This window comes from Chryseobacterium tongliaonense (assembly GCF_041224435.1).
Lineage (GTDB): Bacteria > Bacteroidota > Bacteroidia > Flavobacteriales > Weeksellaceae > Chryseobacterium > Chryseobacterium tongliaoense.
Genome location: NZ_JBGFFD010000001.1, coordinates 34,230 through 60,490, shown reverse-complemented (window position 1 = coordinate 60,490; position 26,261 = coordinate 34,230). Strand labels below are relative to the sequence as shown.

General features: G+C 38.3%; 22 protein-coding genes. 17 read left to right on the top strand and 5 right to left on the bottom strand.

Annotated features, from left to right (window positions below; all coding sequences use genetic code 11):
* Positions 1-61: 61 nt before the first annotated feature.
* Genes AB8P06_RS00280 through AB8P06_RS00270 form a run of 3 tightly spaced genes read left to right on the top strand, consistent with a single transcriptional unit; the run spans position 62 to position 2,297 of the window.
* Positions 62-628: an RNA polymerase sigma factor gene (locus tag AB8P06_RS00280; protein WP_369836333.1), complete on the top strand. Its 567-nt coding sequence runs from the start codon at positions 62-64 to the stop codon at positions 626-628.
* Positions 609-1,226, top strand: a complete 618-nt coding sequence (locus AB8P06_RS00275) for a hypothetical protein (protein ID WP_369836330.1) — start codon at positions 609-611, stop codon at positions 1,224-1,226. The genes AB8P06_RS00280 and AB8P06_RS00275 overlap by 20 nt, the downstream gene beginning before the upstream one ends.
* 30 nt (positions 1,227-1,256) lie before the next feature.
* Positions 1,257-2,297, top strand: coding sequence for an outer membrane beta-barrel protein (locus AB8P06_RS00270; protein WP_369836328.1), 1,041 nt, complete (start codon positions 1,257-1,259; stop codon positions 2,295-2,297).
* 89 nt (positions 2,298-2,386) lie between these two features.
* Here the strand turns inward: AB8P06_RS00270 and AB8P06_RS00265 are convergent, their stop codons facing one another.
* Both AB8P06_RS00265 and fumC read right to left on the bottom strand, forming a co-directional pair.
* The gene (locus AB8P06_RS00265; RefSeq protein WP_369836325.1) at positions 2,387-2,578 is read right to left on the bottom strand and encodes a bacteriocin-like protein; all 192 of its coding nucleotides are present in this window, start codon (positions 2,576-2,578) and stop codon (positions 2,387-2,389) included.
* A gap of 145 nt (positions 2,579-2,723) precedes the next feature.
* Positions 2,724-4,118 carry a class II fumarate hydratase gene (gene fumC, locus AB8P06_RS00260; RefSeq protein WP_369836323.1) on the bottom strand — a complete coding sequence of 465 codons (1,395 nt, stop codon included), beginning with the start codon at positions 4,116-4,118 and terminating at the stop codon, positions 2,724-2,726.
* Between the two features lie 148 nt (positions 4,119-4,266).
* Between fumC and AB8P06_RS00255 the strand changes: the two genes are divergently transcribed.
* Both AB8P06_RS00255 and AB8P06_RS00250 read left to right on the top strand, forming a co-directional pair.
* The gene (locus AB8P06_RS00255; protein ID WP_369836320.1) at positions 4,267-5,874 is read left to right on the top strand and encodes a fumarate hydratase; all 1,608 of its coding nucleotides are present in this window, start codon (positions 4,267-4,269) and stop codon (positions 5,872-5,874) included.
* Between the two features lie 95 nt (positions 5,875-5,969).
* Positions 5,970-6,248 carry a hypothetical protein gene (locus AB8P06_RS00250; protein ID WP_369836317.1) on the top strand — a complete coding sequence of 93 codons (279 nt, stop codon included), beginning with the start codon at positions 5,970-5,972 and terminating at the stop codon, positions 6,246-6,248.
* Positions 6,249-6,345: 97 nt separating this feature from the next.
* On the opposite strand, the gene AB8P06_RS00245 is transcribed toward AB8P06_RS00250, so the two are convergent.
* Positions 6,346-7,215: a helix-turn-helix transcriptional regulator gene (locus tag AB8P06_RS00245; protein ID WP_369836314.1), complete on the bottom strand. Its 870-nt coding sequence runs from the start codon at positions 7,213-7,215 to the stop codon at positions 6,346-6,348.
* Between the two features lie 150 nt (positions 7,216-7,365).
* Between AB8P06_RS00245 and AB8P06_RS00240 the strand changes: the two genes are divergently transcribed.
* On the top strand, positions 7,366-9,438 hold the full coding sequence (locus AB8P06_RS00240) for a T9SS type A sorting domain-containing protein (protein WP_369836311.1): 2,073 nt from the start codon (positions 7,366-7,368) through the stop codon (positions 9,436-9,438).
* Positions 9,439-9,691: 253 nt separating this feature from the next.
* Here the strand turns inward: AB8P06_RS00240 and AB8P06_RS00235 are convergent, their stop codons facing one another.
* Positions 9,692-10,006, bottom strand: coding sequence for an Ohr family peroxiredoxin (locus AB8P06_RS00235; RefSeq protein WP_369836308.1), 315 nt, complete (start codon positions 10,004-10,006; stop codon positions 9,692-9,694).
* 60 nt (positions 10,007-10,066) lie between these two features.
* Positions 10,067-11,074 carry an alpha/beta fold hydrolase gene (locus AB8P06_RS00230; protein WP_369836305.1) on the bottom strand — a complete coding sequence of 336 codons (1,008 nt, stop codon included), beginning with the start codon at positions 11,072-11,074 and terminating at the stop codon, positions 10,067-10,069.
* Positions 11,075-11,328: 254 nt separating this feature from the next.
* Here AB8P06_RS00230 and AB8P06_RS00225 point away from each other — a divergent pair, with 254 nt between their 5' ends.
* From AB8P06_RS00225 to AB8P06_RS00175, 11 genes are all read left to right on the top strand, one after another.
* Positions 11,329-14,169 (top strand): alpha-amylase family glycosyl hydrolase, encoded by a 2,841-nt coding sequence (locus tag AB8P06_RS00225; RefSeq protein WP_369836302.1) that lies wholly within the window; start codon positions 11,329-11,331, stop codon positions 14,167-14,169.
* A gap of 89 nt (positions 14,170-14,258) precedes the next feature.
* Complete coding sequence (locus tag AB8P06_RS00220; RefSeq protein ID WP_369836299.1) at positions 14,259-15,557, top strand: APC family permease; 1,299 nt, start codon at positions 14,259-14,261, stop codon at positions 15,555-15,557.
* A 55-nt stretch (positions 15,558-15,612) separates the two neighbouring features.
* Positions 15,613-16,698, top strand: coding sequence for a peptide chain release factor 1 (gene prfA, locus AB8P06_RS00215; RefSeq protein ID WP_369836297.1), 1,086 nt, complete (start codon positions 15,613-15,615; stop codon positions 16,696-16,698).
* 86 nt (positions 16,699-16,784) lie between these two features.
* Positions 16,785-17,462 carry a hypothetical protein gene (locus tag AB8P06_RS00210; RefSeq protein ID WP_369836295.1) on the top strand — a complete coding sequence of 226 codons (678 nt, stop codon included), beginning with the start codon at positions 16,785-16,787 and terminating at the stop codon, positions 17,460-17,462.
* A 157-nt stretch (positions 17,463-17,619) separates the two neighbouring features.
* Complete coding sequence (locus AB8P06_RS00205) at positions 17,620-19,656, top strand: prolyl oligopeptidase family serine peptidase (protein WP_369836292.1); 2,037 nt, start codon at positions 17,620-17,622, stop codon at positions 19,654-19,656.
* Between the two features lie 135 nt (positions 19,657-19,791).
* Positions 19,792-21,909, top strand: a complete 2,118-nt coding sequence (gene scpA, locus AB8P06_RS00200; RefSeq protein WP_369836289.1) for a methylmalonyl-CoA mutase — start codon at positions 19,792-19,794, stop codon at positions 21,907-21,909.
* 58 nt (positions 21,910-21,967) lie between these two features.
* Positions 21,968-22,459 carry a hypothetical protein gene (locus AB8P06_RS00195; RefSeq protein ID WP_369836287.1) on the top strand — a complete coding sequence of 164 codons (492 nt, stop codon included), beginning with the start codon at positions 21,968-21,970 and terminating at the stop codon, positions 22,457-22,459.
* Between the two features lie 498 nt (positions 22,460-22,957).
* Entirely contained in the window at positions 22,958-24,349 is a 1,392-nt protein-coding gene (locus AB8P06_RS00190) for an RtcB family protein (RefSeq protein ID WP_369836284.1), read from the top strand.
* Between the two features lie 128 nt (positions 24,350-24,477).
* The gene (locus tag AB8P06_RS00185; RefSeq protein WP_369836282.1) at positions 24,478-25,023 is read left to right on the top strand and encodes a nucleotidyltransferase domain-containing protein; all 546 of its coding nucleotides are present in this window, start codon (positions 24,478-24,480) and stop codon (positions 25,021-25,023) included.
* 3 nt (positions 25,024-25,026) lie between these two features.
* Complete coding sequence (prfH, locus tag AB8P06_RS00180; protein WP_369836279.1) at positions 25,027-25,725, top strand: peptide chain release factor H; 699 nt, start codon at positions 25,027-25,029, stop codon at positions 25,723-25,725.
* Positions 25,712-26,236, top strand: coding sequence for a tetratricopeptide repeat protein (locus AB8P06_RS00175; RefSeq protein WP_369836276.1), 525 nt, complete (start codon positions 25,712-25,714; stop codon positions 26,234-26,236). The genes prfH and AB8P06_RS00175 overlap by 14 nt, the downstream gene beginning before the upstream one ends.
* Positions 26,237-26,261: the final 25 nt, after the last annotated feature.

Genomic DNA, 26,261 nt, shown 5'->3' with positions numbered 1-26,261 from the left:
AATATTTTTTTGTGTAACCTTTTTAAACTTTTGTTGTCTTTACAATAGAAACAGATTGAGAATGAAACTTTTGTTCGGAAATAAAAAAGAAGATCTACTGAGCCGTCTTAAAAAACAAGATCCGGTTGCTCAGAAGGTTTTCTATGAGCAGAACGTTAAGAAATTTCTGAGCGTAGGGAAAAGCTATATCAGTGATTTGTATCAGGCGGAAGATTGTGTGATCAAAGCTTTCTGCAAAATCTTTAAACACATTGAAAGCTTTCGTGGTGAAGGAAATCTTGAAGGCTGGGCAAGAAGAATTGTTGTTAATGAATGCCTCAATTTTATAAAAAGCCATAAAACCGTTTTTTATATAGATGATATCAATCCCGCTTTTATAATTGAGGTTCAGGAAGAAGAAGCCGTTTTTGATTTCAATGCCCAGGAACTACTGGACCAGCTTCCGGATGCGTACAGGATGGTTTTTAACCTGTATGTTTTGGAAGGCTATTCTCATCAGGAAATTTCCGAAGCCCTGCAGATTTCAACTTCGGTGAGTAAGACCCAGCTGTTTCGGGCAAAAGAGAAGCTAAGAGTACTTTATCTTCAACAACAAAAAACAATGAGAAATGAGCACATTCAAAGATAATTTAGAACATCAGATAAAAAGACAGATTGAAGAAAGAGAGATTGCTCCTTCAAGAGATCTCTGGTCTGAGATTGAACTGCATACCGGGAATACCCGATCAAAATTCCGTATGAGCTGGGTTTTGGCTGCAGCATGTATTGTACTTGCCTTTTCTTTAGGGTTTGCCTTGTTTTTTAATTCTGAAAAAGAAAATATCCAGGAACCTAAAGTGGCGGAAACCTATATTAAAGTCCCTCAAAAAGATATTCCGGAAAGTTCAGATAAAGAATCCAAACCTGTTTATGCAGATCAAAAGCAGGAGATCATTCAGGAAAATACAGAAGCTCCGGCTAAAATTATAAATAAAGTTTCCACTGAAAAAATCCTGGCAGAACAAGGTCAGAAGCTTTCAAAAAAGGAAACCGCATCGGTGATTGTTCCGGATATTCCTCAAATTCCTGCCGAAAAAATCATTGCTCAGTCGGATTCTTCAAAGATTCCGGTAAAGAAGAAAAAATATGTAGATCCTTCCACACTGCTTTTTTCAGTAGAGCATAAAGATGTTATTGAAAAAACGAAAGAAAGCAACGTTGCAACGATAGATCTGAACGAAAAATAATTAAACTTTTAACAATAAAAAATTAATAATATGATCAAGAAAATTATCATGCTGGGATTGGTGTGCCTTTTATCCACATCAGCTTATTCACAAAGAAAATCACTGGGATTGAACCTGCAGTCAAAAGAAGATACTGAGGTAAGCCCTATTGTAAAGGAAAAAGTAGATGAATATGCACGTAAAATTGATGCGATTATTCAGGAAGAAAAAAAGCTGATGGAAGCGGAATTGCTCACCCTTCAGGCTAAAAACCTTGATAAAACAGAATTTGACAAGCAAAAATCAATCGTTGCCGACCGTTTTTCTGAAAAAATTGATCAGAGAATTGAAGCCTTGGGATTTGATCTTGATACAGTGATTCAAAAACAGGTAAGATATTCGCTTCTTAGTTCAGATGTGACTTCCAACGAAGAATTAAAAGAAAAGCTTCTTAAGAAATTCAGACCCACTAAAAGCCTTGACGGATATATTTCATACGGAATCATGAATCTTACAAACAGTAAAGCTGATAATAGCCTGGATAAAAACTTAGGGTATGCCGGAAATTTTGAATTTGGACTTAAATTCAATTATCAATTCAGCAGAACGAGTCCATGGGGATTGATTTCCGGAATCGGTTTTTCCTGGCGAACCCTGAATATTGATAATAATATGTTTGTTGCAAAAGATGCAAATTCAGACGTTTATCTGGCCAATTTTGACAAGCATTTAAGTAAAAGTAAGCTGAGAACAGGATACATCGTGGTTCCTTTGGGCCTGCAGTACAATTTTTCCAGAATAAAAAATGTCGGAATGGATATCCAGTACAGAGATTACAACAAAGGATTTAAAGTAGAAGCCAATGTTTATGGCGGTGTGAAAATGTCAACGAATAATATCATAAAAGGTGACGGAATCAGCCAGAGAGACAGAGGAAATTATCAGGTAAGCCCTTTTATTTATGGCGGACAGTTCACAGTTTCCTATGATGATTTCAGCGTTTTCGTGAAAAAAGATTTCGGAAATTTCTTTAAAGACGGAAACTTTGAAAATGACAAGGCTTTAGTTTTCGGAGTGGGACTTTGGTGGTAAAAAACATGTAACCTTCATATATAAATTGTATAAAAGGCCGGAAAATACTTCCGGCCTTTTGTGATTTTATCAACTATTTATTTAGGAATTTAATTAACATCAGGATCACACATTTCTATAGGAACCAGACATTTTGTGGAAGTACACGGATTTTCGCTTGGAATTTGGAGACAACAGGCATGATAACCGTTATAAGTAACATGATAAGTGTTTGCCGGACACGTGTGTCCTCCCAGTACCTGCTTTAAATTTTCTCTGTTGATTTTCTTTAGATTTTTCATGATATTTTGTTTTAGTTTGTAATTAATCACCAAGTTATGAAAAATAATTTTAATTAAAAATTGTAATTCAGTGATTTAAATAAATTAGAAAACCCCAGAATTTCTGAGGCTTTCTAACATTTAATCTATTAATAAAAAATCATTTCTATTTTAAACTTCCTACCATATCTTCCAGTTTTACCCACTCATCAAACTGTTCAGCCGTTAAAAGTCCGAGATTTACAGCCTCTTCCTTTAAAGTTGTACCGTTTTTATGGGCAGTTTTGGCAATTTTAGCGGCATTTTCATAACCGATATGAGTGTTTAAGGCCGTTACGAGCATTAAAGATTTGTCAACCAGCTCTTTAATTCTCTCATGATTAGGCTCAATACCTACCGCACAATGATCATTGAATGAAATACAGGCATCTGCAATTAACTGAGTAGACTGTAAGAAATTATAGGCCATGACCGGTTTGAAAACATTCAGCTCATAATTTCCCTGGGTTCCTGCAAAAGAAATTGTGGTGTCATTCCCTAAAACCTGGGCGCAAACCATGGTCAATGCTTCATTTTGAGTAGGATTTACTTTCCCGGGCATAATGGAAGATCCGGGTTCATTCTCCGGAATATGAATTTCTCCGATTCCGGAACGCGGTCCTGAAGCCAGTAATCTGATGTCCTGGGCAATTTTAAATAATGAAACGGCTAACTGCTTCAATGCTCCATGAGATTCTACAATTGCATCATGGGCTGCCAGCGCTTCAAATTTATTTTCAGCCGTTACAAAAGGAAGGTTTGTAAATTTTGCAATATATTCTGCAACTTTCACATCATATCCTTGTGGAGTGTTCAATCCGGTTCCTACTGCAGTTCCGCCCAAAGCAAGCTCGGAAAGATGGGGAAGAGTATTCTTTAAAGCTCTTAATCCGAACTCCAGTTGCGCTACATATCCTGAAAATTCCTGTCCTAAAGTCAGAGGAGTAGCATCCATTAAATGAGTTCTCCCGATTTTAACGATATCTTTGAATGCATTTGATTTTTCGGCTAATGTTCCTTTTAGTTTTTCAACCGCAGGAATCGTTGCTTCCACCACTTTTTTATAGGCTGCAATGTGCATGGCTGTTGGATAGGTGTCATTCGATGACTGAGATTTATTCACATCATCATTCGGATGTATCTCAGATTGGTCTCCTAAAGTTCCGCCGTTATTTACATGAGCCCTGTTTGAAACCACTTCATTCACATTCATATTCGATTGGGTTCCTGAGCCTGTTTGCCAGATCACTAAAGGAAACTGGTCATTTAATTTTCCCTCCAGGATTTCATCACAGACTTTAGCGATCATATCCCTTTTTTCTGCGGGAAGAACTCCCAGATCCGTGTTGGCATAAGCAGCAGCTTTCTTCAGATAAGCAAAAGCTTCGATAATTTCATGGGGCATTGAACCTTCAGGGCCGATTTTAAAATTATTTCTTGAACGCTCAGTCTGGGCACCCCAGAATTTATCAGCAGGTACCTGAACCTCGCCCATCGTATCTTTTTCTATTCTGTAATTCATTGGATTGAAATTTTCATTTTTATGATTTATAAAGTTACTTAATAATGAAAACTCTCACAATTTATAATCATTATAAATATCAATCTAAATGACTGATTTTACTCATGCTTTTTACGTAAGCCTTATTTTTGCACAAAGAAAAATTTGAATGGAATTTAGATATCAGGATCCGTATCCGATTCAGAAAGATGATACGGTGTATAAAAAGCTTACATCAGACTATGTAAAAATTGAAAAATTAGGAGACAGAGAAATTTTAACCGTAGATCCGAAAGGATTGGAACTGTTGGCTGAAGAAGCCATGGCAGATGTTTCTTTTATGCTTCGTTCCTCTCACCTAGCAAGTCTTAAAAGAATTATTGACGATCCTGAAGCGACAGATAATGACAGATTCGTAGCCTATAATTTACTGCAGAATGCAGCTGTTGCGGCAGAAGGAGCTTTACCTTCATGTCAGGATACAGGAACAGCCATTGTGATGGGTAAAAAAGGGGAAAATGTATATACCGGAGTTGATGATGGTGAATATCTAAGCAAAGGAATTTACAATACGTATCAGAAAAGGAATCTGAGATATTCCCAGGTAGTTCCTTTGACGATGTTTGATGAAAAAAATTCCGGATCAAACCTTCCTGCACAGATCGATCTGTATGCTAAAAAAGGAGATTCTTACGAATTTTTATTTTTAACGAAAGGTGGCGGTTCTGCCAACAAAACTTTCCTTTACCAGAAGACAAAATCTTTATTGAACGAAAAGTCTCTTGAAGAATTTATCAAAGAGAAAATTTCAGATCTTGGAACGGCTGCCTGCCCGCCTTATCACCTGGCATTGGTGATCGGTGGAACATCTGCCGAAGCGAATCTGGCTGCTGTAAAAAAAGCTTCTGCAAAATATTATGACAATCTTCCGACAGAAGGAAATGAAGGCGGACAGGCTTTCAGAGATCTCGAATGGGAAGCCAGAGTTCAGAAGATTTGCCAGGAAAGCGCCATCGGAGCTCAGTTTGGAGGAAAATATTTGACCCATGATGTAAGAGTGATCAGACTTCCACGCCACGCGGCTTCTTGCCCGGTCGGGATGGGTGTTTCATGCTCTGCAGACAGAAATATCAAAGGAAAAATAACGAAAGAAGGAATTTTCCTTGAGCAACTGGAAGAAAATCCACAGAAATTTTTACCTGCAACACCTCCTCATTTAGAAGAAGCTGTAGAAATCAACCTGAATAAGCCGATGCCTGAAATCCTTGCTGAGCTTTCAAAATATCCGATCAAAACAAGATTAAAACTAAACGGAACCCTGATTGTAGCAAGAGATATTGCCCACGCAAAGATCAAAGAACTTTTAGATAGCGGGCAACCGATGCCGGAATATTTTAAAAATCACCCGATTTATTATGCCGGTCCTGCAAAAACTCCGAAAGGTATGGCATCAGGAAGCTTCGGGCCTACCACGGCGGGAAGAATGGATGTATATGTCGATGAATTCCAAAGCCATGGCGGAAGTATGATTATGCTGGCAAAAGGAAACAGAACCAAAGATGTGACCAATGCCTGCCATAAATACGGTGGTTTCTATTTAGGATCAATCGGTGGACCTGCCGCCATCCTGGCAAAAGACAATATTCTGTCGGTTGAAGTAGTAGACTTCCCTGAATTAGGAATGGAAGCGGTAAGAAAGATCGAAGTAAAAGACTTCCCGGCATTCATCATTACTGATGATAAAGGGAATGACTTCTTTGCTGCCCTTGCCCATTAATTAGTTTAAAATAAAAATAAATTGTAAAAATAGAGCGTGTATCTTTTGTGTAAAAAGGAAAAAAGTTTTATTTTTGCCTAAAATCTATAAGAAAGATGATGTTATCAGCATTTTGGCCGTTTTATCAGTTCCTTTGGACGATCTATTTTTTCACAATGTTCTTAGTGGGGTTCTGGTGTATCTTCATGTTCTTCGGTTTAGTAATCCCAATGTGGTTAACTGAAGGTTTGATGGAATATTTCGGGAAAGTAAAACCTTTCGATCCGGAAGATATCAGAAGAAAAAATATTTATGAGCAGAAAGGAGTGGAAGTGATCTTCAACGAACCTAAAGGACACGGGCCTTTCTTACACGATAGTCACGGACATCATTAATTGATTGTCATTGCTTTTTCACCTGAATTCTGAAAAAGCAATATCAAAGCAAAACAACATATATAAACCACTTATTTTTTAAGTGGTTTTTTTGTTTTCATTCAATTCTCAGCTTCTCCGGTGAAACCCCGAATTTTTTCTTGAATGCCCGGGTAAAGTTCTGTACATATTCATAGCCGCATTCAATGGCGATTTCTTTAATCAGAATATCCTTGTTGATGATGAGTTTTTTAGCTTTAAGCATTCTCAGTTCAGAAATATAATTCGAGATCGTGGTGTGGTACTGGGCTTTAAACTCTTTTCTGATCATATTCTGATTAATGCCTGTTATTTTTGCTATTTCTTCGACAGTAATAGATTTGTGATAATTTTCATCAATATATTTTTTAATAATGGTTGGAATCCTGGGAGTATTTTCAACCGTATTTTTCTCACTGAACTGCTCGAAAATTAAAATCAGCAGTTTAATGATTTTAGCTTCAATAAATAATTTTTGCATAACCCCCTTTTTGGAATAACTTAAAATCTCCTTTAAGATCATATGCATTTCTACAGTCATATAGGGTGGGGTTTCTTTGTGGAGGAAAATAAAGTTGTTAGTGATCATATTTTCCAGGATTTCTGCACTTTCCGGATTAGATTCGGGATTGATTAAATGGGTGATAAACTGATAATCAAGCCGGATCTGAAGGTATTTTAAAATTTCCTGGTTTTCAGTCCAGAGCTCTGCCCGGGTTTCTTCGGAAGAATAATGAAGAATGTACTGATTTTTTTTAAACTGAAATTTAGTCCTGCAATCCTGGGCTTCCAGATGAATATTAGGACTTAACAGGAAAAGCAGGTTAAAACTTGCCCGGCCCTCAACGATCCCCGCTCTTGAAAGCTTTTTGGGTACAATATCCTCCTGCATGGTTATGGTGATGTCTTCCGATGAGAATAATGACCCTTTATTGTATTGATTCTTCATGCGACATTTTTTATTATCATGATACAATTTGAAATAAAAACGGGATATCAGATAACAAAAAGTTTGGAAATGATAACTGCTGATTATATGAGTCCGTTAATTTTGCACAAAATTAAATTAAATTTAGAATAAATAAAAATAATATTAATTATGTTCAAAAATTTATATTTTGTGATGCGCAATATTGGAGTAGGAATTGGGTTGCTCTGCGCCGCAGGAAGTTATATCTATGCCCAGCAATGGGAAAATGTAGGCGGGGTACAGACGGTTTCAGCAGGCGGAAGCAGCAATAATAATTTAGTTGTGGATAATACTGGGAATTATTTTCTTTCTTATTATGATGTATCCGCAGCCAAAGGTTCTGTTCAGAAATTCGATGGAAGCAGCTGGACTTATCTGGGCGGTAGCGCAGGGATTACAAATGGTTCTGCATTGTTCAATTCATTATCATTAGATAATGCCGGAAATATCTATTATACCAATCAGGTCGGTTATCCGGGATCGGGAATGGAGATTCGTCAGTTTACAGGAACAGGCTGGGCACAATTACCGAATGTTACGGATGCTCCAGTCAATTATCAGGCGTCTGCAGTTTCTCCGGCAAATGTATTGTTCACTTACGCTTCTTATGATTCGGGAACGGTGAAAAGATATATCAACGGAACCTGGGAGCAGGTAGGAAATACCGGGTTTTCCGGTGGTGCTGTATTTGCTGAAATGGTTATCGGAACCAATAATAAAGTGTATACCTGTAATGTTGCAGGCGGAGTAAAAGTATATGAAAACTCGGTTACAGCAACAAGCACAGACAATTGGACACTAGTTGGTGGTAGTATTGTAGATGCATCTTCTTCAGGTGAGCAATACACTTCCGATATTGCAATTGATGTCAATAATAATTTATATGTTTCTTATGTTTCCAATACAGCAAATGGGAAAAAATTAAATGTTAAAAAATTCGACGGAGCTTCCTGGGTACAGGTTGGAAACGCCAACTTCTCTCCGGGAACAGTTCAGGAGGTTGCTATTGCCGTAACAGTTACGGGTGAGCCTTATGTAGTGGCAAGCCGTTTTGAAAATGATAACTTCCGGAGAAATACAGTGTACAGATTAGATCCTTCAAGCCAGACGTGGGTGAGCTTCGGAGGGGATTTTATTTCCGATGGTGAAGCTACATATAATGACCTTGCGATCGATAAAACAAATCATTATCTGGTTTTAGCTTATTCACAGAACGGAACAAGGGTTAAAAGAATTTCGATTGCCGGAACTTCTCAGATATGCAATAATACAGATCCCGGAAATAACCCCGGAGATATTGGCTGCGTAAGTTTTATTTACAAAGGGCAACCGGTTTCTTATACTACGGTAAGAGGGGCAGACGGAAAGATATGGCTTCAGCAGAATTTAGGAAGCTCTCAGGTGGCAACAGCCGTGAATGACCAGGATTCTTACGGAGATCTTTTCCAGTGGGGAAGATGGGATGATGGTCACCAATCAAGAACTTCATCTACTACCGGCTTACCGGCAACAAATTCTCCTGACGGGTTAACAGGAATCACATCCTATATCATCGGAAGCTCTCCTGCATGGTGGTCTCCCAATTCATTAACTGACCTGTGGGAAGCAGGTAATGCCACAGCGGTAACATCTACTAACGGAGCAGATCCCTGTAAAGCAATAGGACAGGGCTGGAAAATGCCCAACCAAACTGATTGGGAAAGCTTGTCAAATGCCGAAAACATCAGCAATCCCACTACAGCTTATAACAGTTATTTGAAATTACCTGCTGCAGGATACAGAAGTTCAGGTACGGGAGGATTTACTTTTGTAGGGGAAAGAGGCTATTACTGGAGTTCAACAACATCATCATCCGGCGGAAAATATTTTTATATAGGAACTACCATTGCGAACCCGGGTTCAGGAGCACCAAGGGGCCAGGGTGAATCGGTGAGATGTATCAAAGATTTTACAGGATTAGGCACTTCCAATCTTCAGTTGAATCCTGTCGGAATTTATCCGAATCCTACCAACGGGATTTTAAACATCAAAACAGATTCTGTCATAGAAAACGTAAATATAGTCAATGTGGTAGGGCAGCAGGTTAAAATTCAGCTTTCCGGAAACCAGGTGAATATGCCGGGACTTCCAAACGGGATTTACATTATAGAGCTAAAATTAAAGAACGGACAGACCGTTGTTAAAAAAGTGGTTAAAAATTAATTTCCATCTATTTGATTGATTAACAAAAGCCTTTACAAGACTTTTGTTTTAATATGAGTTCATTTTAAATTACATAGACCTGGCGCTGGACTTTGTCCAGCGCCAAGTCACTTTTAATAATATAACGTTGAAAAAGATCAGATAATATTGATTTCTACATTGATGTTTCCTCTTGTCGCTTTAGAATAAGGACAGGTTTGATGAGCCTCTTCAGCAAGCAGCTTTGCGGTTTCCCGATCGATTCCCGGAAGGCTTATTGAAAGCCGTGCCTGTAAAAATAAGCATCATCATTCATACAAAGATCCACTTCCGCATCTACAGCCGTTTCAGGAGAGAGTCTTATTTTTCTTTTTCTTGCAGCAATTCCCAAAGCTCCGATAAAACAGGCTGACCAGCCGGCTGCAAAAAGCTGTTCAGGATTCGTTCCCGGTTCCGTTCCTCCCGGTGTTGAAAGTTTTACCTGAAGATTGTCATCCGAACTTTTTGAAAATCCGTCACGACCACCCGTTGTATGAGTTTTTCCTGTGTATAATACTTTTTCTGAATGTAAGGTTTGATTATTTTCCATTATTAAAAAATTTAGGATGTTATTAATTAGTTTAAAGTTGTATACATTAAATGCCTGAAATTATTTTGAATATCCGTCCACTTCAATAATGGCAGCAGCAAATAATTTCGGATCTTCCTGAGGTACATTATGTCCGATTCCGTTTAGAATTTTATGGGAATACTTTCCTGTAAATTTGTCAGTGTAAGCTTTTCCGTCAATGGCAGCACCATCAAAATCACTGCTAATTGTAATTGCAGGAACGGTAATTACTGGTCTGGTTGAAAGTTTTTTCTCCAGCTCATCATATTTTGTTTCCCCTTTTGCTAAAGATAATCTCCAACGGTAATTGTGGATGACAATCGCAACGTGATCAGGATTATTAAACGATTGAGCCGTTTGATCATAGGTTTTTTGATCAAAATTCCATGATGGGGAAGCGGTTTTCCAGATCAGTTTATTGAATTCATACCTGTTATCATTATATCCTTTTTCGCCACGGTCAGTTGAAAAATAATACTGATACCACCATCCTGATTCCGCAGCAGGAGGTAAAGGCTTTTTATTGGCTTCAAGATTCGTAATTAAATATCCGCTCACGGAAACCAACCCTTTCACGCGTTCCGGCCAAAGTGCAGCCATCACATCCGCAGTTCTCGCTCCCCAGTCAAATCCACCAATGATCGCTTTATCAATTTTCAAAGCATCCATCAATGCTATAATATCAAGAGCAACTGCTGATTGTTGTCCGTTTCTCATAGTTTTGTCAGACAGAAAACGGGTTGTTCCGAAACCTCTTAAATAAGGAGTGATCACTCTGTAACCTTTTGCTGTCAATAATGGGACAACATTTTCATAACTGTGAATGTCATAAGGCCATCCATGCAGTAAAATGACCGGTGTTCCGGCAGGAGGTCCGGCTTCTGTATAGCCGATGTTCAGTACACCTGCGTCAATCTGTTTTAAAATTCCTAATGAACTTTTCGTTTGCTGGGCATTTAATCCGATATTAAAAATTAAAATCAGGATGCTGCTGATCAGGAATTTTCTGATAAAATGAAGGCCTGGGATTGTTGAATTCTGATACATAGTGGTGAGGTTTTAAAATTTATACCCCAAAAGTAGAAAGCTCATCCATTCAAAACCATCAGAAATAGGGTTAAGCGGACAAACTCAATGCTGAATCAGACAAAATGCAGACTTAAAAAATACATGAGATTATTTTATTCTTTAATGCATAGTTTTTTAAGAGGTTAATGTGAACCTTTTTTTGTTAAAAAATTAAAATTTCTCAAAAAATAAATTACTTTCGTAGAGTATTACTTTGAAAAAAAACGATTTTTATGAAGAAATTTTATTCCGGTATATTGTTGTTTATTGCAGTCTGTGTTTTCGGACAGATCAACTATACCATTACACCCAATCCGTTTAACGAGACGGATCAGATTACACTGACAGTACCCGGAAATCAGATTGATGAATCTGCATGGGGAGTTACCAATAATGCCATTTATATTTGGTCATGGTCTTTTGATACCAATTATAATAACAGTCAGGATTGCCCTACCAACGGAAGCTGGAACAATTCCAATGAGCTGAATAAACTTACTTATAATTCCACAACAGATTCCTATTCGCTGACTTTTACGCCGACTGCATTTTTTAGCAGGACGGGAATAGGAAGGTTCGGATTTTTATTAAAAGATAAGACAGGAAGCCACCAGACATCACCGGATATTTTCGTGAATGTGGGTGTGCTCAATTTAAATTTAACAAATCCGTTAGTCAACAGTCTTACCTCTGTACCTGCAGGAAATTCGATTAACGTTACCGCAACAACCAATGTAAATGCTACATTCCAGTTAAAAGCAAACGGAACGGTTGTGAATTCTACCTCTACACCTTCCACATCGTATTCATACAGCTACACCGTGACGGCAGATGCCAATATGGAGCTGATTGCTACAGATGCAAGCTCAAATTCAAAGAATGCAAAATTTATCCTGCAGATTCCAAGAAATGTCGTTTCCGAGCCGATTCCCAATTGGATCAGACAAGGAATTAATTACAGTCCTACAGACAATACAAAAGTAGGTCTGGCTTTATATGCCCCTTTTAAAGATTTCGTTCATGTGATCGGAAGCTTCAACAACTGGACGGTGAATGATACCTATCTGATGAAAAGAGATACTACAAATCCTGATCTTTACTGGATTGAATTGAACGGTTTCACCCCATCACAACTCTACACTTTCCAATACAGAACCAATGATCTGAGAAAAGTAGCAGACCCTTTTTCTCCACAGATTTTATCTTCTTATGATGACCAGTGGATCTCAGCATCTACTTATCCGAATCTGCCTGCTTTCCCGGCGGGACAGGATTTCGAAGTCTCAATGTTTAAAACCGGACAGGCTGCTTATAACTGGCAGGTAACCAATTTCCAGAGACCCAATAAAGAAAGCCTTGTAGTCTATGAATTGCTGCTGAGAGACTTTACACAGGAAAAAAACTGGCAGTCGCTGATCAATAAAATTACTTATTTAAAGAACTTAAATATCAATGCCGTTGAGCTTCTTCCGATCATGGAATTTGAAGGAAACCTTTCATGGGGCTACAATACATCTTTCCATTATGCATTGGATAAAGCCTATGGAACTCCGGAAAAATTTAAAGAATTTGTAGACCTCTGCCACCAAAACGGGATGGCGGTAATTCTGGATGTTGCCTTTAACCATGCTACCGGAAGATCTCCATTGGTAAGACTCTGGAATGTTGATCCTGATGGCGACGGATATGGAAATGTTGCAGCCAATAACCCATACTTCAATCAGGTTCCGAAACATTCCTATAACGTTTTCAATGATTTTAACCATACAAGTCCTTCAACTAGATATTACGTCGAAAGAACATTGCAGCAATGGCTTACGGAATATAAAATTGACGGATTCCGTTGGGATTTAACAAAAGGGTTTACTCAAAACTGCTCTGAAAATGACGAAAACTGCACGAACGCTTATCAGCAGGACAGAGTAGATATCCTGAAATATTATGCAGACAAACAATGGGGAATTGATCCCAACTCATATATGATTTTCGAGCATCTGGGGACTGATGCGGAAGAGCAGCAATGGGCCAATTACAGAATTGCAGAAGGGAAAGGAGTCATGCTTTGGAATAAACAAACGGAGCCATATAATCAAAACACAATGGGCTATAAGGAAAACAGCAATTATGACCGAATGGATCATGAGCTTCACGGCTTTACCAATATGCATGCTGTCGGATACGGAGAAAGCCATGACGAAGAAAGATTAATGTTTAAAAACCTTGAATATGGAGCCGTAAACGGATCTTACAGTGTGAAAGACCTGAATACAGCTTTAGACAGGATGAAGACTTTCGGAGCAACGTTCTTTACGATTCCCGGGCCTAAAATGATCTGGCAGTTTGGAGAGCTGGGATATGCATTCAGTATCAACAGATGCGCAGACGGTTCTATCAACAGCGGTTGTCGTACAGACGAAAAACCTGTTGCTTTTACACTTGGATATGACACCGATGCAAACCGGAAAGCAGTATATGATACCTGGGCAAAAATCATCAGCATCAGAAATACATACCCTGTATTCAAATCAAAAACATATACAGTAGAATCAAATAATCTTACCAATGATCCGGACGGATTAATTACAAGGATTTATGTGTACGACAATACAATTACTACAGGTGTGAAAAATGTGGTTGTTTTAGCCAATTATAATACTTCAGCTAAAAGTATTGTTCCGTATTTCCCATATATCGGGCAATGGGAAAACCTGATGGATAATACCGTTTCAAACATTAGTTCCACTACGGCTCCGATTACACTTCAGCCGGGGGAATTCAGGATTTTCGGAAATTATACAGGAAGCTTATCTGCAATCGATGAAAACTCACCCGACAGATTATCTCTTCAAATTGCAGATAACCCCGTGCAGAATGGTGTGGCAAAACTGCTTTACCACAAGGTGAAAAACGGAGAAATTGTCATCTACGACATGAGTGGTAAGAAAATGGATTCATTCAGGCTGAAAAATGAAAACGGGACTTATGAACTCAAAGCAAACTACCCGGCAGGAACATATCTGGTTCATCTGAAATCTGAGACAGGGATTGCAATCCAGAAGATGATCATTAAATAATCCAAAAAAAAATAAAAAAAAGAGATCTGAAAATGGTCTCTTTTTTATTTCAGGCTTTTATCTTTGAAAGAATTATTTTAAATAGATTAATGAACACTGCCTCTCATCAGATCGGCTGGAAAACCGCGGTAGCTATCGTCGTTTCGAATATGATCGGAACCGGGATTTTTACGACACTCGGGTTTCAGTTGGTAGATATCACCAATACCTACAGTATTTTGCTGCTCTGGATCATTGGTGGAATCCTGGCTTTATCAGGTGCATTTTGTTATGCCGAACTGGGCTCTCACTTTAAAGGGAACGGCGGTGATTTTATTTATTTAAAAGAAACCTATCATCCTCTGTTAGGATATCTGGTAAGCTGGATTTCTTTAATTATAGGATTTTCCTCACCGGTAGCTCTGGCAGCCCTTGCGATGTCAAAATACCTTTCTGCATTTGATTTTACTTTCGGAAACGGTTTTGCAATAGCAGCCATCTTTTTAGTGGCCATATCTTTATCATTCAGTTTAAAAGCTTCAGGGAGGTTTCATAACTTTTTTACACTTATAAAAATCGCATTTATCATTATCCTGATCATTGTGGGAGTAGTACTGTCAGAACCTCAGGCAGGAAACAGCCTTAGTTTTACCGGCAGCTGGAAAGATGAGGTGATGCTTCCCGCATTTGCAACCTCTTTGGTCTTTGTTACCTATTCTTATACGGGCTGGAATTCTGCCTCCTACATCGCGGGAGAAATTAAAGACGTCCGGAAAAATCTTCCCAAAGCATTGATTACAGGAACTTTATTGGTTACGGTTTCCTATATCCTGGTCAATTTTATTATGCTGAAACATGCTCCCGTAGATCAGCTCGCAGGAAAAGAAGACGTCATGAGAGAAGCTGCCAATAATATGCTCGGACATACCTTCGGGAAAATCGTAAATGTTTTTATCGCATTGCAATTGGTAGCAACCATCAGTGGATATTTATGGGTCGGTTCAAGACTTACACAGGCTTTTGCTAAAGAAACCCGTTTCTGGAAATCATTATCTGTTAATAATAAAAAAGGAATTCCGATGCGGGCGATTTTTGCCCATGCGGTGATCGCGACATTGATTATTTTAACAGGGAGCTTTAAAGAGATCTTTGTTTACACAGCATTTATCCTTCAGCTGTTTGCAAGCCTGTCTGTTTCTACGGTTTTCTTTCTTAAAAAAGAACAGCGGAAAATTTTTAAGTCTGATTTATTCTATATTTTTCCGGCGGTTTTCCTGCTATTCAGCATTTATATATTGTATTTTACGTTTATTCATAATCCCAAAGAAAGCCTCATAGGATTGGGAATCGTAGCTTTAGGGATTGTTTTATATTTATCAGACCGAAGACTTTCTAAATCAGAAAACTAAAGGAGTTTTAAATTGAATTAATAATTCATATCTTTGCAGCCACAAAATTTCTACAATGTCTAAGTCATTAATTCCAAAATTAGAAGCTATAAAACAAAGATATAATGAGGTGGCAGACCTTATTATACAGCCTGATGTAATTTCAGACCAAAAAAAATATTCTTCTTTAAATAAAGAATATAGTGATTTGGGGAAAATTGTTAGAGTTTACGACCAGTACAAAGGTGCTTTAGATACGATCGAAGAATCTGATGAGATCATCGCTGACGGTTCAGACAGGGACCTGGTAGATTTAGCGAAAATGGAGAAAATGGAAGCTCAGGAAAAAATTCCCGGGTTAGAAGAAGAACTGAAAGTATTACTGATCCCGAAAGATCCTGCTGACGATAAAAACATCATCGTAGAATTACGTGCCGGAACCGGGGGAGATGAAGCTGCCATTTTCGTGGAAGACATCTACAGAATGTACACCATGTATTTCAAAACAAAAGGCTGGAAACATGAAGTGACCGATTCTAATGAAGCCGCAAAAGGATACAAAGAGCTCATCATGAAAGTAGAAGGAGAAGGTGTTTACGGAATCATGAAATTCGAGTCGGGAGTTCACCGTGTGCAGCGTGTTCCTGAAACCGAATCCCAGGGAAGAGTGCATACCTCTGCTATTACCATTGCAGTTTTACCCGAAGCAGAAGAAGTGGATGTGGAGATCAATCCTGCAGACATTGAAATGCAGACCTCACGTTCAGGAGGTGCAGGAGGACAGAACGTTAACAAAGTTGAAACGAAGGTTCAGTTAACACATAAACCATCAGGATTGGTGGTCGTTTGTCAGCAGGCCCGTTCCCAGCTGGCTAACCGGGAATTGGCAATGGAAATGCTTCGTGCCAAATTGTACGACATCAAACTACAGGAAGTTCAGGGAGATATTGCAGCGCAGAGAAAAACAATGGTTTCTACGGGAGACCGTTCCGCAAAGATCAAAACGTACAACTATCCTCAGGGAAGGGTTACAGATCACAGAATCAATAAATCCATGTATAACCTTGATGCTTATATGAACGGAGATATCTCTGAAATGATCGATGCAGTAATTATGGCGGAGAATGCAGAAAAAATGAAAGGTGAAGAAGAAAACTTTTAAAAAAGTTTATCATATACCGGCTCTTGATGTTTTCAAGGGCTTTTTTTTGGTCCAATTTTTTAAACACTATAAAAAAACTGTTAGTTATGAAGAAACGCAATGCTATTTTATTTTTAATGCTGTTATTGGGGTTTCAAAAGATTTCTGCCCAGAATAACAACTTAAAGCTGCAGGAAGTATTTAACTTGTATTTTAATGCCTTCGTAAAATATGATGACGAGGCATTGACCAACCTTAACAGCTATTTAGAACCCTTTTTGGGAAAGGATAATGTCTATCAGATCCGTGCTGAAGAGTCCTACAACAAAGAAATAGATTTCCTTACAAAAGATCTTCTTTCCCCTTTTTCTGCAGAAACGGCAAATCAGTCTGAAGCAGAAGCCAAGCTGTTCTTTCGTGCAGTGCTGGACAATTTTAAAAATGCAAAATATGTAGTAAAAAACATTGAATTACTACCGCATGAAGCAGATCAGAATCAAAAGGTTTCGGGGGTCAATTTTGAGGTGACTTTTAAAGTACCGTCAAAAATTTCCGATCCGGAATTCAAAGAAGGGAACGTAACTGCAGAAGAACTTAAAAATTATCTGAATACCGTTACAAATGAAGTAAAGAAAGCAGATAAAATCATTTCAGTTACCCAGAGATTTAAACTGTATCAGGTTAAAAAAGATGAGAATACCTATTACTGGAATGGCGGTGCCGAAGAATTGGCTGAAAAACTACACGAATTTTATTTTAAAAAATTTCACCCTAATAATAAATAAATTTACTTTTTAAATAAATTACAGAGCCGCTGATAACCAGTGGCTTTTTTTATTTCATATACTTTACGTATTTTTGAGAAAATCGTTCGGTATGAATCTTAAACCTATCTTGTTAACGGCTGGAGTTTTGTTTTCAGCATCTTTTTATTCTCAAAAAATGAATTATCCTAAAGCTTTAAAAGGCAAACAGACTGATACCTATTTCGGAACTGCAGTGGCAGACCCTTTCAGAGACCTGGAAAATGATTCTGCACCTACTAAAAAATGGGTGGATGAAGAAGTCGCCTTCAGCCAGAATTATCTTTCGAAAATCCCTTTCAGAGAAAGTATTAAAAACCAGCTCCGGGATATCTGGAATTACGAAAAAATTTCAGCTCCCTTTAAAGAAGGTGATTATACCTATTACTATAAAAATGATGGCCTGCAGGCGCAATCTGTCTTGTACAGAACGAACAATAAGACAAAAACAACAGAAGTATTTTTAGATCCGAATAAATTTTCAGACAAAGGAACCACTTCCCTTTCTCAGCTGTCATTCAATAAAAAAGGAAATTTAGCGGCTTATTCTATTTCCGAAGGCGGAAGCGACTGGAATAAGATCATTATTCTTGATGCTGTTACCAAAAAGCAGATCGATGAAACACTGGTCGATGTAAAGTTCAGCGGAATTTCATGGCAGGGAGATCAGGGATTCTATTATTCCAGTTATGACAAACCGAAAGAAGGGACCGTACTTTCCGGAATGACCGATAAACATAAAGTATATTTCCATAAGCTCGGAACAAAACAATCGGAAGATAAACTGATTTTCGGAGGAGATAAAATACAGCGCAGATACATTGGAGCCGGTGTTTCTGAGGACCAGAGATACCTTATCATTTCGGCTGCCGATGCTACCAATGGAAACGAACTGTACATAAAAGACCTGAAAAACGGTGGCGATTTTATACAGATTGTAAAAGGATTTGATATCAATGCAAGCATTGTGGATACAGAAGGGGATGACCTTTTCATCTTTACGGATAAAAGTGCCCCGAATATGCGTTTAGTGAAGACAAGCATCAAAAATCCTTCTCCGGATGGATGGAAAGATGTAATTCCTGAAACCGAAAACGTGCTGGGAATTACTACAGGTGGTGGCTATTTCTTCGCAACCTATATGATCGATGCCATCGACCAGGTAAAACAGTATGATAAAAAAGGAAAACTGATCAGGGAAATTTCACTTCCGGGGAAAGGAAATATTTCCGGTTTTGGCGGAAAAGAAACTGAAAAAGAGCTGTATTTCTCATTTACCAATTATATTACTCCGGGAACAACCTATAAATTTAATGCAGACACCGGAAAATCAGAAGTCTATCAAAAGCCGAAAGTGAATTTTAACTCTGAAGATTACATTTCAGAACAGGTTTTTTATACCTCAAAAGACGGGACAAAAATTCCGATGATGATTAATTATAAAAAAGGAACCAAGCTTGACGGGAAAAACCCGACGATCCTGTATTCTTACGGAGGTTTTAATATCAGCTTACAGCCTGCGTTCTCAGTAGTGAATGCAGTATGGATGGAAAACGGAGGGATTTATGCTGTACCGAACATCCGTGGTGGTGGTGAATATGGTAAAAAATGGCATGATGCAGGAACCAAAATGCAGAAGAAAAATGTTTTTGAAGATTTCATTGCAGCCGGAGAATATTTACAGACTAAAGGCTATACCTCAAAAGAATACATGGCACTTTCAGGAAGATCAAATGGGGGATTACTGGTAGGAGCTACCATGACGATGCGTCCTGATCTGGCTAAAGTGGCATTCCCGGGAGTTGGAGTATTGGATATGCTGAGATACAACAAATTTACGGCAGGAGCAGGATGGTCTTACGACTACGGAACTGCGGAAGACAACAAAGAAATGTTTGAATACCTGAAATCTTATTCACCCGTGCATAATGTGAAGGCAGGAACATGCTATCCGTCAACGATGATTATTACAAGTGATCATGATGACAGGGTAGTTCCGGCTCACTCTTTCAAATTCGGAGCTGAACTGCAGGAAAAGCAGACCTGTAAAAATCCGATCCTTTTAAGAATCGAAAAAAATGCAGGTCATGGTGCAGGAAGATCAACAGAACAGGTGATCGGTGAAAATGCAGACTTACTATCTTTTGCATTATACGAAATGGGAATTAAGAAGTAAATAACATCCATGATATAAGAAAAAGCCGGGCGATTGTCCGGCTTTCTTTTTAAGCTAATCAACATATTTTGAAGAGATTAATGAGGTTTCATGTTTCATCCAAAAAAATTAACTTTACGGGATAAAATCATTGGAATGCGAAAGACAATTTCTGTAAAAAAACTGGAAGTAAATATATCACCCAAAAACGGTGAAATTTATAGTTTTGAAAAGGATGGATTAGAACTGAAATCATCTTATACCGATCAGGATGTTAAAGATGAATCCCTAACCCAGACTTCTCCGGGAATTGCACCTTACTTAAGAGGTCCTTATTCCACAATGTATGTGCAGAAGCCATGGACGATCCGTCAGTATGCAGGGTTTTCCACAGCAGAAGAATCCAATGCATTCTACAGACGAAACCTCGCAGCAGGGCAAAAAGGACTTTCTGTAGCCTTTGATTTGGCAACTCACAGAGGATATGATTCAGATCACGCCAGAGTAGTAGGAGATGTCGGAAAAGCAGGAGTGGCAATTGATTCCGTTGAAGATATGAAGATCCTGTTTAATGAAATTCCGTTAGACCAGATCTCCGTTTCCATGACGATGAATGGTGCGGTGCTTCCCGTTTTATCTTTCTATATCGTTGCTGCCGAAGAGCAGGGCGTAAAGCAGGAATTGCTTTCAGGAACGATCCAGAATGATATTTTAAAAGAATTCATGGTGAGAAATACATATATTTATCCGCCTGCTCCTTCCATGAAAATCATTGCCGATATCTTTGAATATACTTCCCAGAACATCCCCAAATTCAACTCAATCTCTATCTCAGGATATCACATGCAGGAAGCAGGAGCAACTCCCGTTTTGGAGATGGCCTATACTTTGGCAGACGGACTGGAATATGTGAGAACAGGGATTAAAGCAGGGATGAATGTAGACGACTTTGCACCGAGGCTTTCATTTTTTTGGGCCATCGGAATGAATCATTTTATGGAAATTGCTAAAATGCGTGCCGCAAGATATATCTGGGCAACCCTTTTAAAGCAGTTCAACCCTCAAAATCCAAAATCTTTAGCATTAAGAACCCATTCTCAGACTTCCGGCTGGTCTTTGACAGAGCAGGAGCCTTTTAATAATATTACAAGAACAGCAATTGAAGCTTTGTCTTCAGCATTGGGCGGAACGCAGTCTTTACACACTAACGCATTGGATGAAGCGATTGCCCTTCCAACAGATTATTCAGCGAAAATTGCAAGAAATACACAGATCATTTTACAACAGGAAAGCGGAATCTGCGATGTAGTGGATCCTATGGGTGGAAGTCATCTGGTTGAAAGCCTTACCCAGCAAATGATCGAAGAAGCAATGCGATACATCGATGAGGTTGAAAAAGAAGGCGGGATGACGAAAGCCATTGAAGCCGGAATTCCTAAAATGAGAATTGAAGAAGCAGCAGCCAAAAAGCAGGCAAAAATTGACAGCAGTGAAGAATTCATTATCGGGGTCAATTCATTTAAATCTTCATTAAAACAAGAAGAAATAGAAATCCTTGATATCGACAATACCGAAGTTCGCAGAAAACAGATTGAAAGACTGGACACGATAAAAGCAAATAGAAATACCGAAGCTGTTGAGCAAATTCTTAACGAAATCAGAGAATTTGCAAAAACAGGAAAAGGAAACCTGTTGGCATTATGTATTGAGGCCGCAAGAAGAAGAGTGACTTTAGGAGAAATGAGTGATGCCATGGAAGAAAGCTTTGGCAGATATAAAGCAAATATTAAAACAATTTCTGGAGTATACGCCATGAATGCCGGTAAAAACGAATATTTTGAAAAAGCCCTTCAATTAACGCAAAAATTTGAAGAACAGGAAGGGCGCCGCCCAAGATTAATGGTCGCCAAAATGGGTCAGGATGGCCACGACAGAGGTGCAAAAGTAGTGGCAACAGCGTTTGCAGACATGGGATTTGACGTAGACGTGGCTCCATTATTCCAAACTCCGGAGGAAGTAGCTAAGCAGGCCGTAGAAAATGATATCCACATCCTGGGAGTATCTTCCTTAGCTGCAGGTCATAAAACTTTGGTTCCGCAAGTTGTTGAAGAATTGAAAAAGCTTGGTGCAGATGATATTACAATCGTTGTTGGCGGAGTAATTCCACAACAGGATTATGAATTTTTATTTGCCAATGGAGCAGACTTCATTTTTGGACCCGGAACCAATCTTCCTAAATGTGCCGTGGATATTTTAGAAAAGTTTTTAAATTAATTAACATTTGTAAAGTGTAAGCTGTACGGTTTTTGCATTATTTGCTAAAAATTTCATTATGGCTTATACAGTAATTTCAGTATTTCCTGCTACTGTAAATACAGAGGAAATTAAAACAGATTTAACGAATCAGGGTTTTGATAAAGCAAGTATTATAGTTTCAAAATCAAGGCTCGAAGACGGATCACCGGATGATCATTACGAAGAAGATGTAAAAACAAGAAGTTTTTGGGATTTTATCTTTGCTCACGATACAGAAATGTTAGAAGCCTACAAAAAAGAGAGTATAGGTAAAAACAACATTATTGTGTATGCAGATACCGCTGATGATGCACAAAGAGCAAAAACAATTCTTGATAAAAACGGGGCAATAGAAATATACAGAAAACAAGCTGAATCTAAAGCACCTGAAGGCATGTCAGAGGAAGTTTACAACGGAATCATTGCCAAAGCAAAAAATGATTTATATTTTCTGGATTCGGAAAGAGTATATAAATCGGGAAGTAAAGGAATGGATGAAACCATGGATAGTCAGGGATCAGAAGATTGATCTCAAAACATATGTAACAATAGAAAGAAGCCTGAATATTTTATTCAGGTTTTTTAATTTTATGAACAAAAAATTTTGAATTTCAGAAAAATTAATATATTTGCACCAGAAAATAAAGTTTAACCATTTAAAAAACAGCGAAGCAATGTTCAGATTTGATCAAAATTCTCCAATCGGTTTGCCACTTACGGTGGTGAGGCTTCGTGTTTTGGTACATTCTTAGAATAACAGTACAATGAAATATCAAAACCCGAAGTCGTAGAGATTTCGGGTTTTTTATTGCGCAATATTTCAAACTTCAGTTTCCCCGAAATCCCTTTTTAATATCATTTTGAATGATTTGAATGAAATGAAGAATCTCTGTCATGAGTTTTTCAATTCCATGATCATTTAATAAAAATCAACTAAAATTATAGTTGAGGTAAAATTGATGTGCTTTTTGGAAGTGTAAAATTTAACTTCTAATCTCTCACATCTAATGTCTAAATAATAAAAACAATGGGAAATTTAAAACTTAAAGGAAAAGATATATTAAAATTAGGCTATCCGAATAATCAAAGTGTAAATATTGCTTTGGAAGTAATGAAAAGAAATTTTGCAACTAAAAATATTCATTATGTGAAATCTCTTTTAAAGGAAATTATGCTTAATCCGGAGAATTTCGAAAAGGATTTAACCTTCGGACAAATTGCAGAAGCCTTGCTTTCATCCAGGAAAACAGAAAAAAGAATGCTGAATACCCAACGCGCTTCTTTTCAGATTTTCGGAAGCAATATTTCAGAGGAAGCAATGAACCAATTGTATACAGCTTTAAAGTTACCGGTTTCAGTCCGGGGAGCTTTAATGCCCGATGCACACAGCGGTTATGGTCTTCCGATCGGTGGAGTTCTCGCCGTGGAAAATGCAGTGATTCCTTATGGAGTCGGAATGGATATCGGTTGCAGAATGAGCCTCAGTATTCTGGATACACCTGTTTCATATCTGGACGGTGCTAAAGATAAATATGAAAAAGCACTGGCTGAACATACCAAATTCGGGATGTACGAAACGCATAAATCTCATGTAGATCATGAAATTTTCGACAGAGATACATTTGATATGATTCCGGTTTTGAGAAGATTAAAAGGAAAAGCAATCAAACAGATGGGATCTTCAGGTGGCGGAAATCATTTTGTGGAATTCGGTGAAGTGGAAATCACGGAACAAGATGAACAGATCGGACTTCCAAAAGGGAAATACCTTGGAATCCTCTCCCACAGCGGATCGCGTGGGTTGGGTGCAGAAATCGCTCAGTATTATTCAAGAGTTGCGATAGATCAGTGTCCGTTACCAAAAGAAGCACAAAACTTTGCATGGCTGGATCTGAATACCCATCTCGGTCTGGAATACTGGACGGCAATGAATCTGGCCGGAGATTACGCATCAGCCTGCCATGACGATATTCACAGGAGACTGGTGAAAGCAGTTGGAGGAAGGGTAAAAGCAAGAATCGAAAACCATCACAATTTTGCATGGAAAGAAATTCACAACGGAAAAGAAGTGATTGTTCACAGAAAGGGAGCTACTCCCGCCAATGAAAATGAATTGGGAATGATTCCCGGATCAATGACTGCGAAAGGTTTTATCGTTCGCGGAAAAGGAAATCCGGATTCTTTGAACTCAGCTTCACATGGAGCGGGAAGAGCTTATTCCAGAGGAGAATGCCGAAACCTTTTCACTCAGAATGACATCAAAAAAGAGTTGAAGCTTAAGAATGTTATCCTGATGGGTGGCAATGCAGAAGAAGCTCCAATGGCTTATAAAGACATCAATGAAGTGATGAATGCTCAAAGTGAACTGGTGGATATTCTTGGAACTTTTCAACCGAGAATTGTGAGAATGGATAAATAACCGGATTGCTGGTTTATAGCTGTCAGTTGAAAGAATTCTGCTTTCAATGATAAACAGCAGTTTTCAACCTTATAGGTTTCAAAAACCTATAAGGTTTTACAAATAATCAACAACAAAAACTTAAAAAAATGGGAGCACCGCATAACATAAAAAGATACGAAGAAGTCTGGCCGGAATTCAGAATCCGTCACGGACTTGAAATTTTAGAGAAATTAAAAAATAAAATCATACTATCAGGAGGCTGGGCATGGCATTTTATGTCTGAAAAAGGACATACAGAATACAAGCATGCCCACGACCACAAGGATATTGATGTTTTTGTAAAGAAAGAAAATATTGCTGAGGTTGTAACACTTCTTCAGCAGGAAGGGTTTCAGAAAGTCTGGACCCGGTACGATCATTTGCCAAGCGAAGAAAATTTTCGCAGATACGAAAAAACGATTGAGCCGGAAAACGGAAAGTTTCACAGAATAACCATCGATTTCTTTGAAAGAAACGATCTGGAGACCATTGAAGCCAATGGATTTACTGTGGTGAAGCCTGATCTTTTGCTTTCATTTTACAGAAACATCCATTCCAGCGATAAATGTTGGGCGGTAATGGCTGCAAAGCATTTATTGGAAAAAGGAATTGACCTCGTCGGTCATCCCCTGTTAAGTGAAATGCCAAAATAAAAAATGGACAAAATAATACAGATCACCTCAGGAAGAGGGCCTTTGGAATGCCAATGGGTAGTCGCCAAAGTTCTGAAGGTTTTTCTTGAGGAAATAAAAACGGAAAATATAGACTACGAAATTATTCACAGGGAAAGCGGAGATGAAAACCTGACATTGAAATCCGTAACCCTGCTTTTAAAAGGAAAAGACATCTCAGCATTTTTAAGCAATTGGTTGGGAAGTATCTGCTGGACCGGGAAAAGTACATTCAGGAAACTGCATAAAAGAAGCAATTGGTTCATCGGAATTTTTGAACTGGAAGGTTTGGAAGAAATAAGCTTTAATGAAAAAGATATTCAGTTTCAGACAACGAGAAGCCAGGGAAGCGGTGGGCAGAATGTGAATAAAGTAAACACTGCCGTTCGTGCCACTCATATGCCTACGGGACAAAGTGTTTTCGTGCAGGATTCCAGATCACAGTTGGAGAATAAAAAACTGTCCGTTACAAGACTAAAAGAAAAAGTAATGGGACTGCAGGTCCGGCAATTGGAAAAAAGAATGCAGGAAACCTGGAACAACCATCTGCAGGTACAGAGAGGAAGTCCGGTACGTACATTTTCCGGAACAGATTTCAAAAAGAATTACCAGGATAAATCTTTCAAAAAGCAAAGAAATATGCTGAAAAATGAATTAAAAAACTACAAAAATGACCTTAACTAAAAATAAATACTACTTTGAGGCTTTGGATAATTATCCATATAGCCTGCCGGATTGTCTGGAAGCATTGAACTATGCACTGTCCTACGATCCTGAAGATGCAGACAGCTTATGTTTAATGGGCAGAATCTACAGTGAAGCATTGATCGATTATGAAAAGGCAAAACTTTATTTTGAAGAAGCCATGCAAAATGACATCACCAATCTCAATACTCCGAAATACTATATTAAGTGTCTTCTGGATAATGAAGATTTGGATGAGGCTCAAAAGCTGATAGAATATGCGTTAAAGATCAAAGGAATTGATAAATGCAGAATATTAATCCTCAAATCTCATTGGTTTGAAGTTAAAAAGGAATACAGAAAAGCTTTAGATCCGTTAAAGGAAGCTGTCGAATTTGCTTACGATCAGTCGATGCTCGATTTTTTAAAAAACAAAGAAAAATTTATCAAAGCAAAAATGCCCAAAAAGCCAATAAAAAAACAAATTAAAAAGAAGAAGGAGACGAAATAGGTCTCCTTTTTTGTAGCTTTAATAG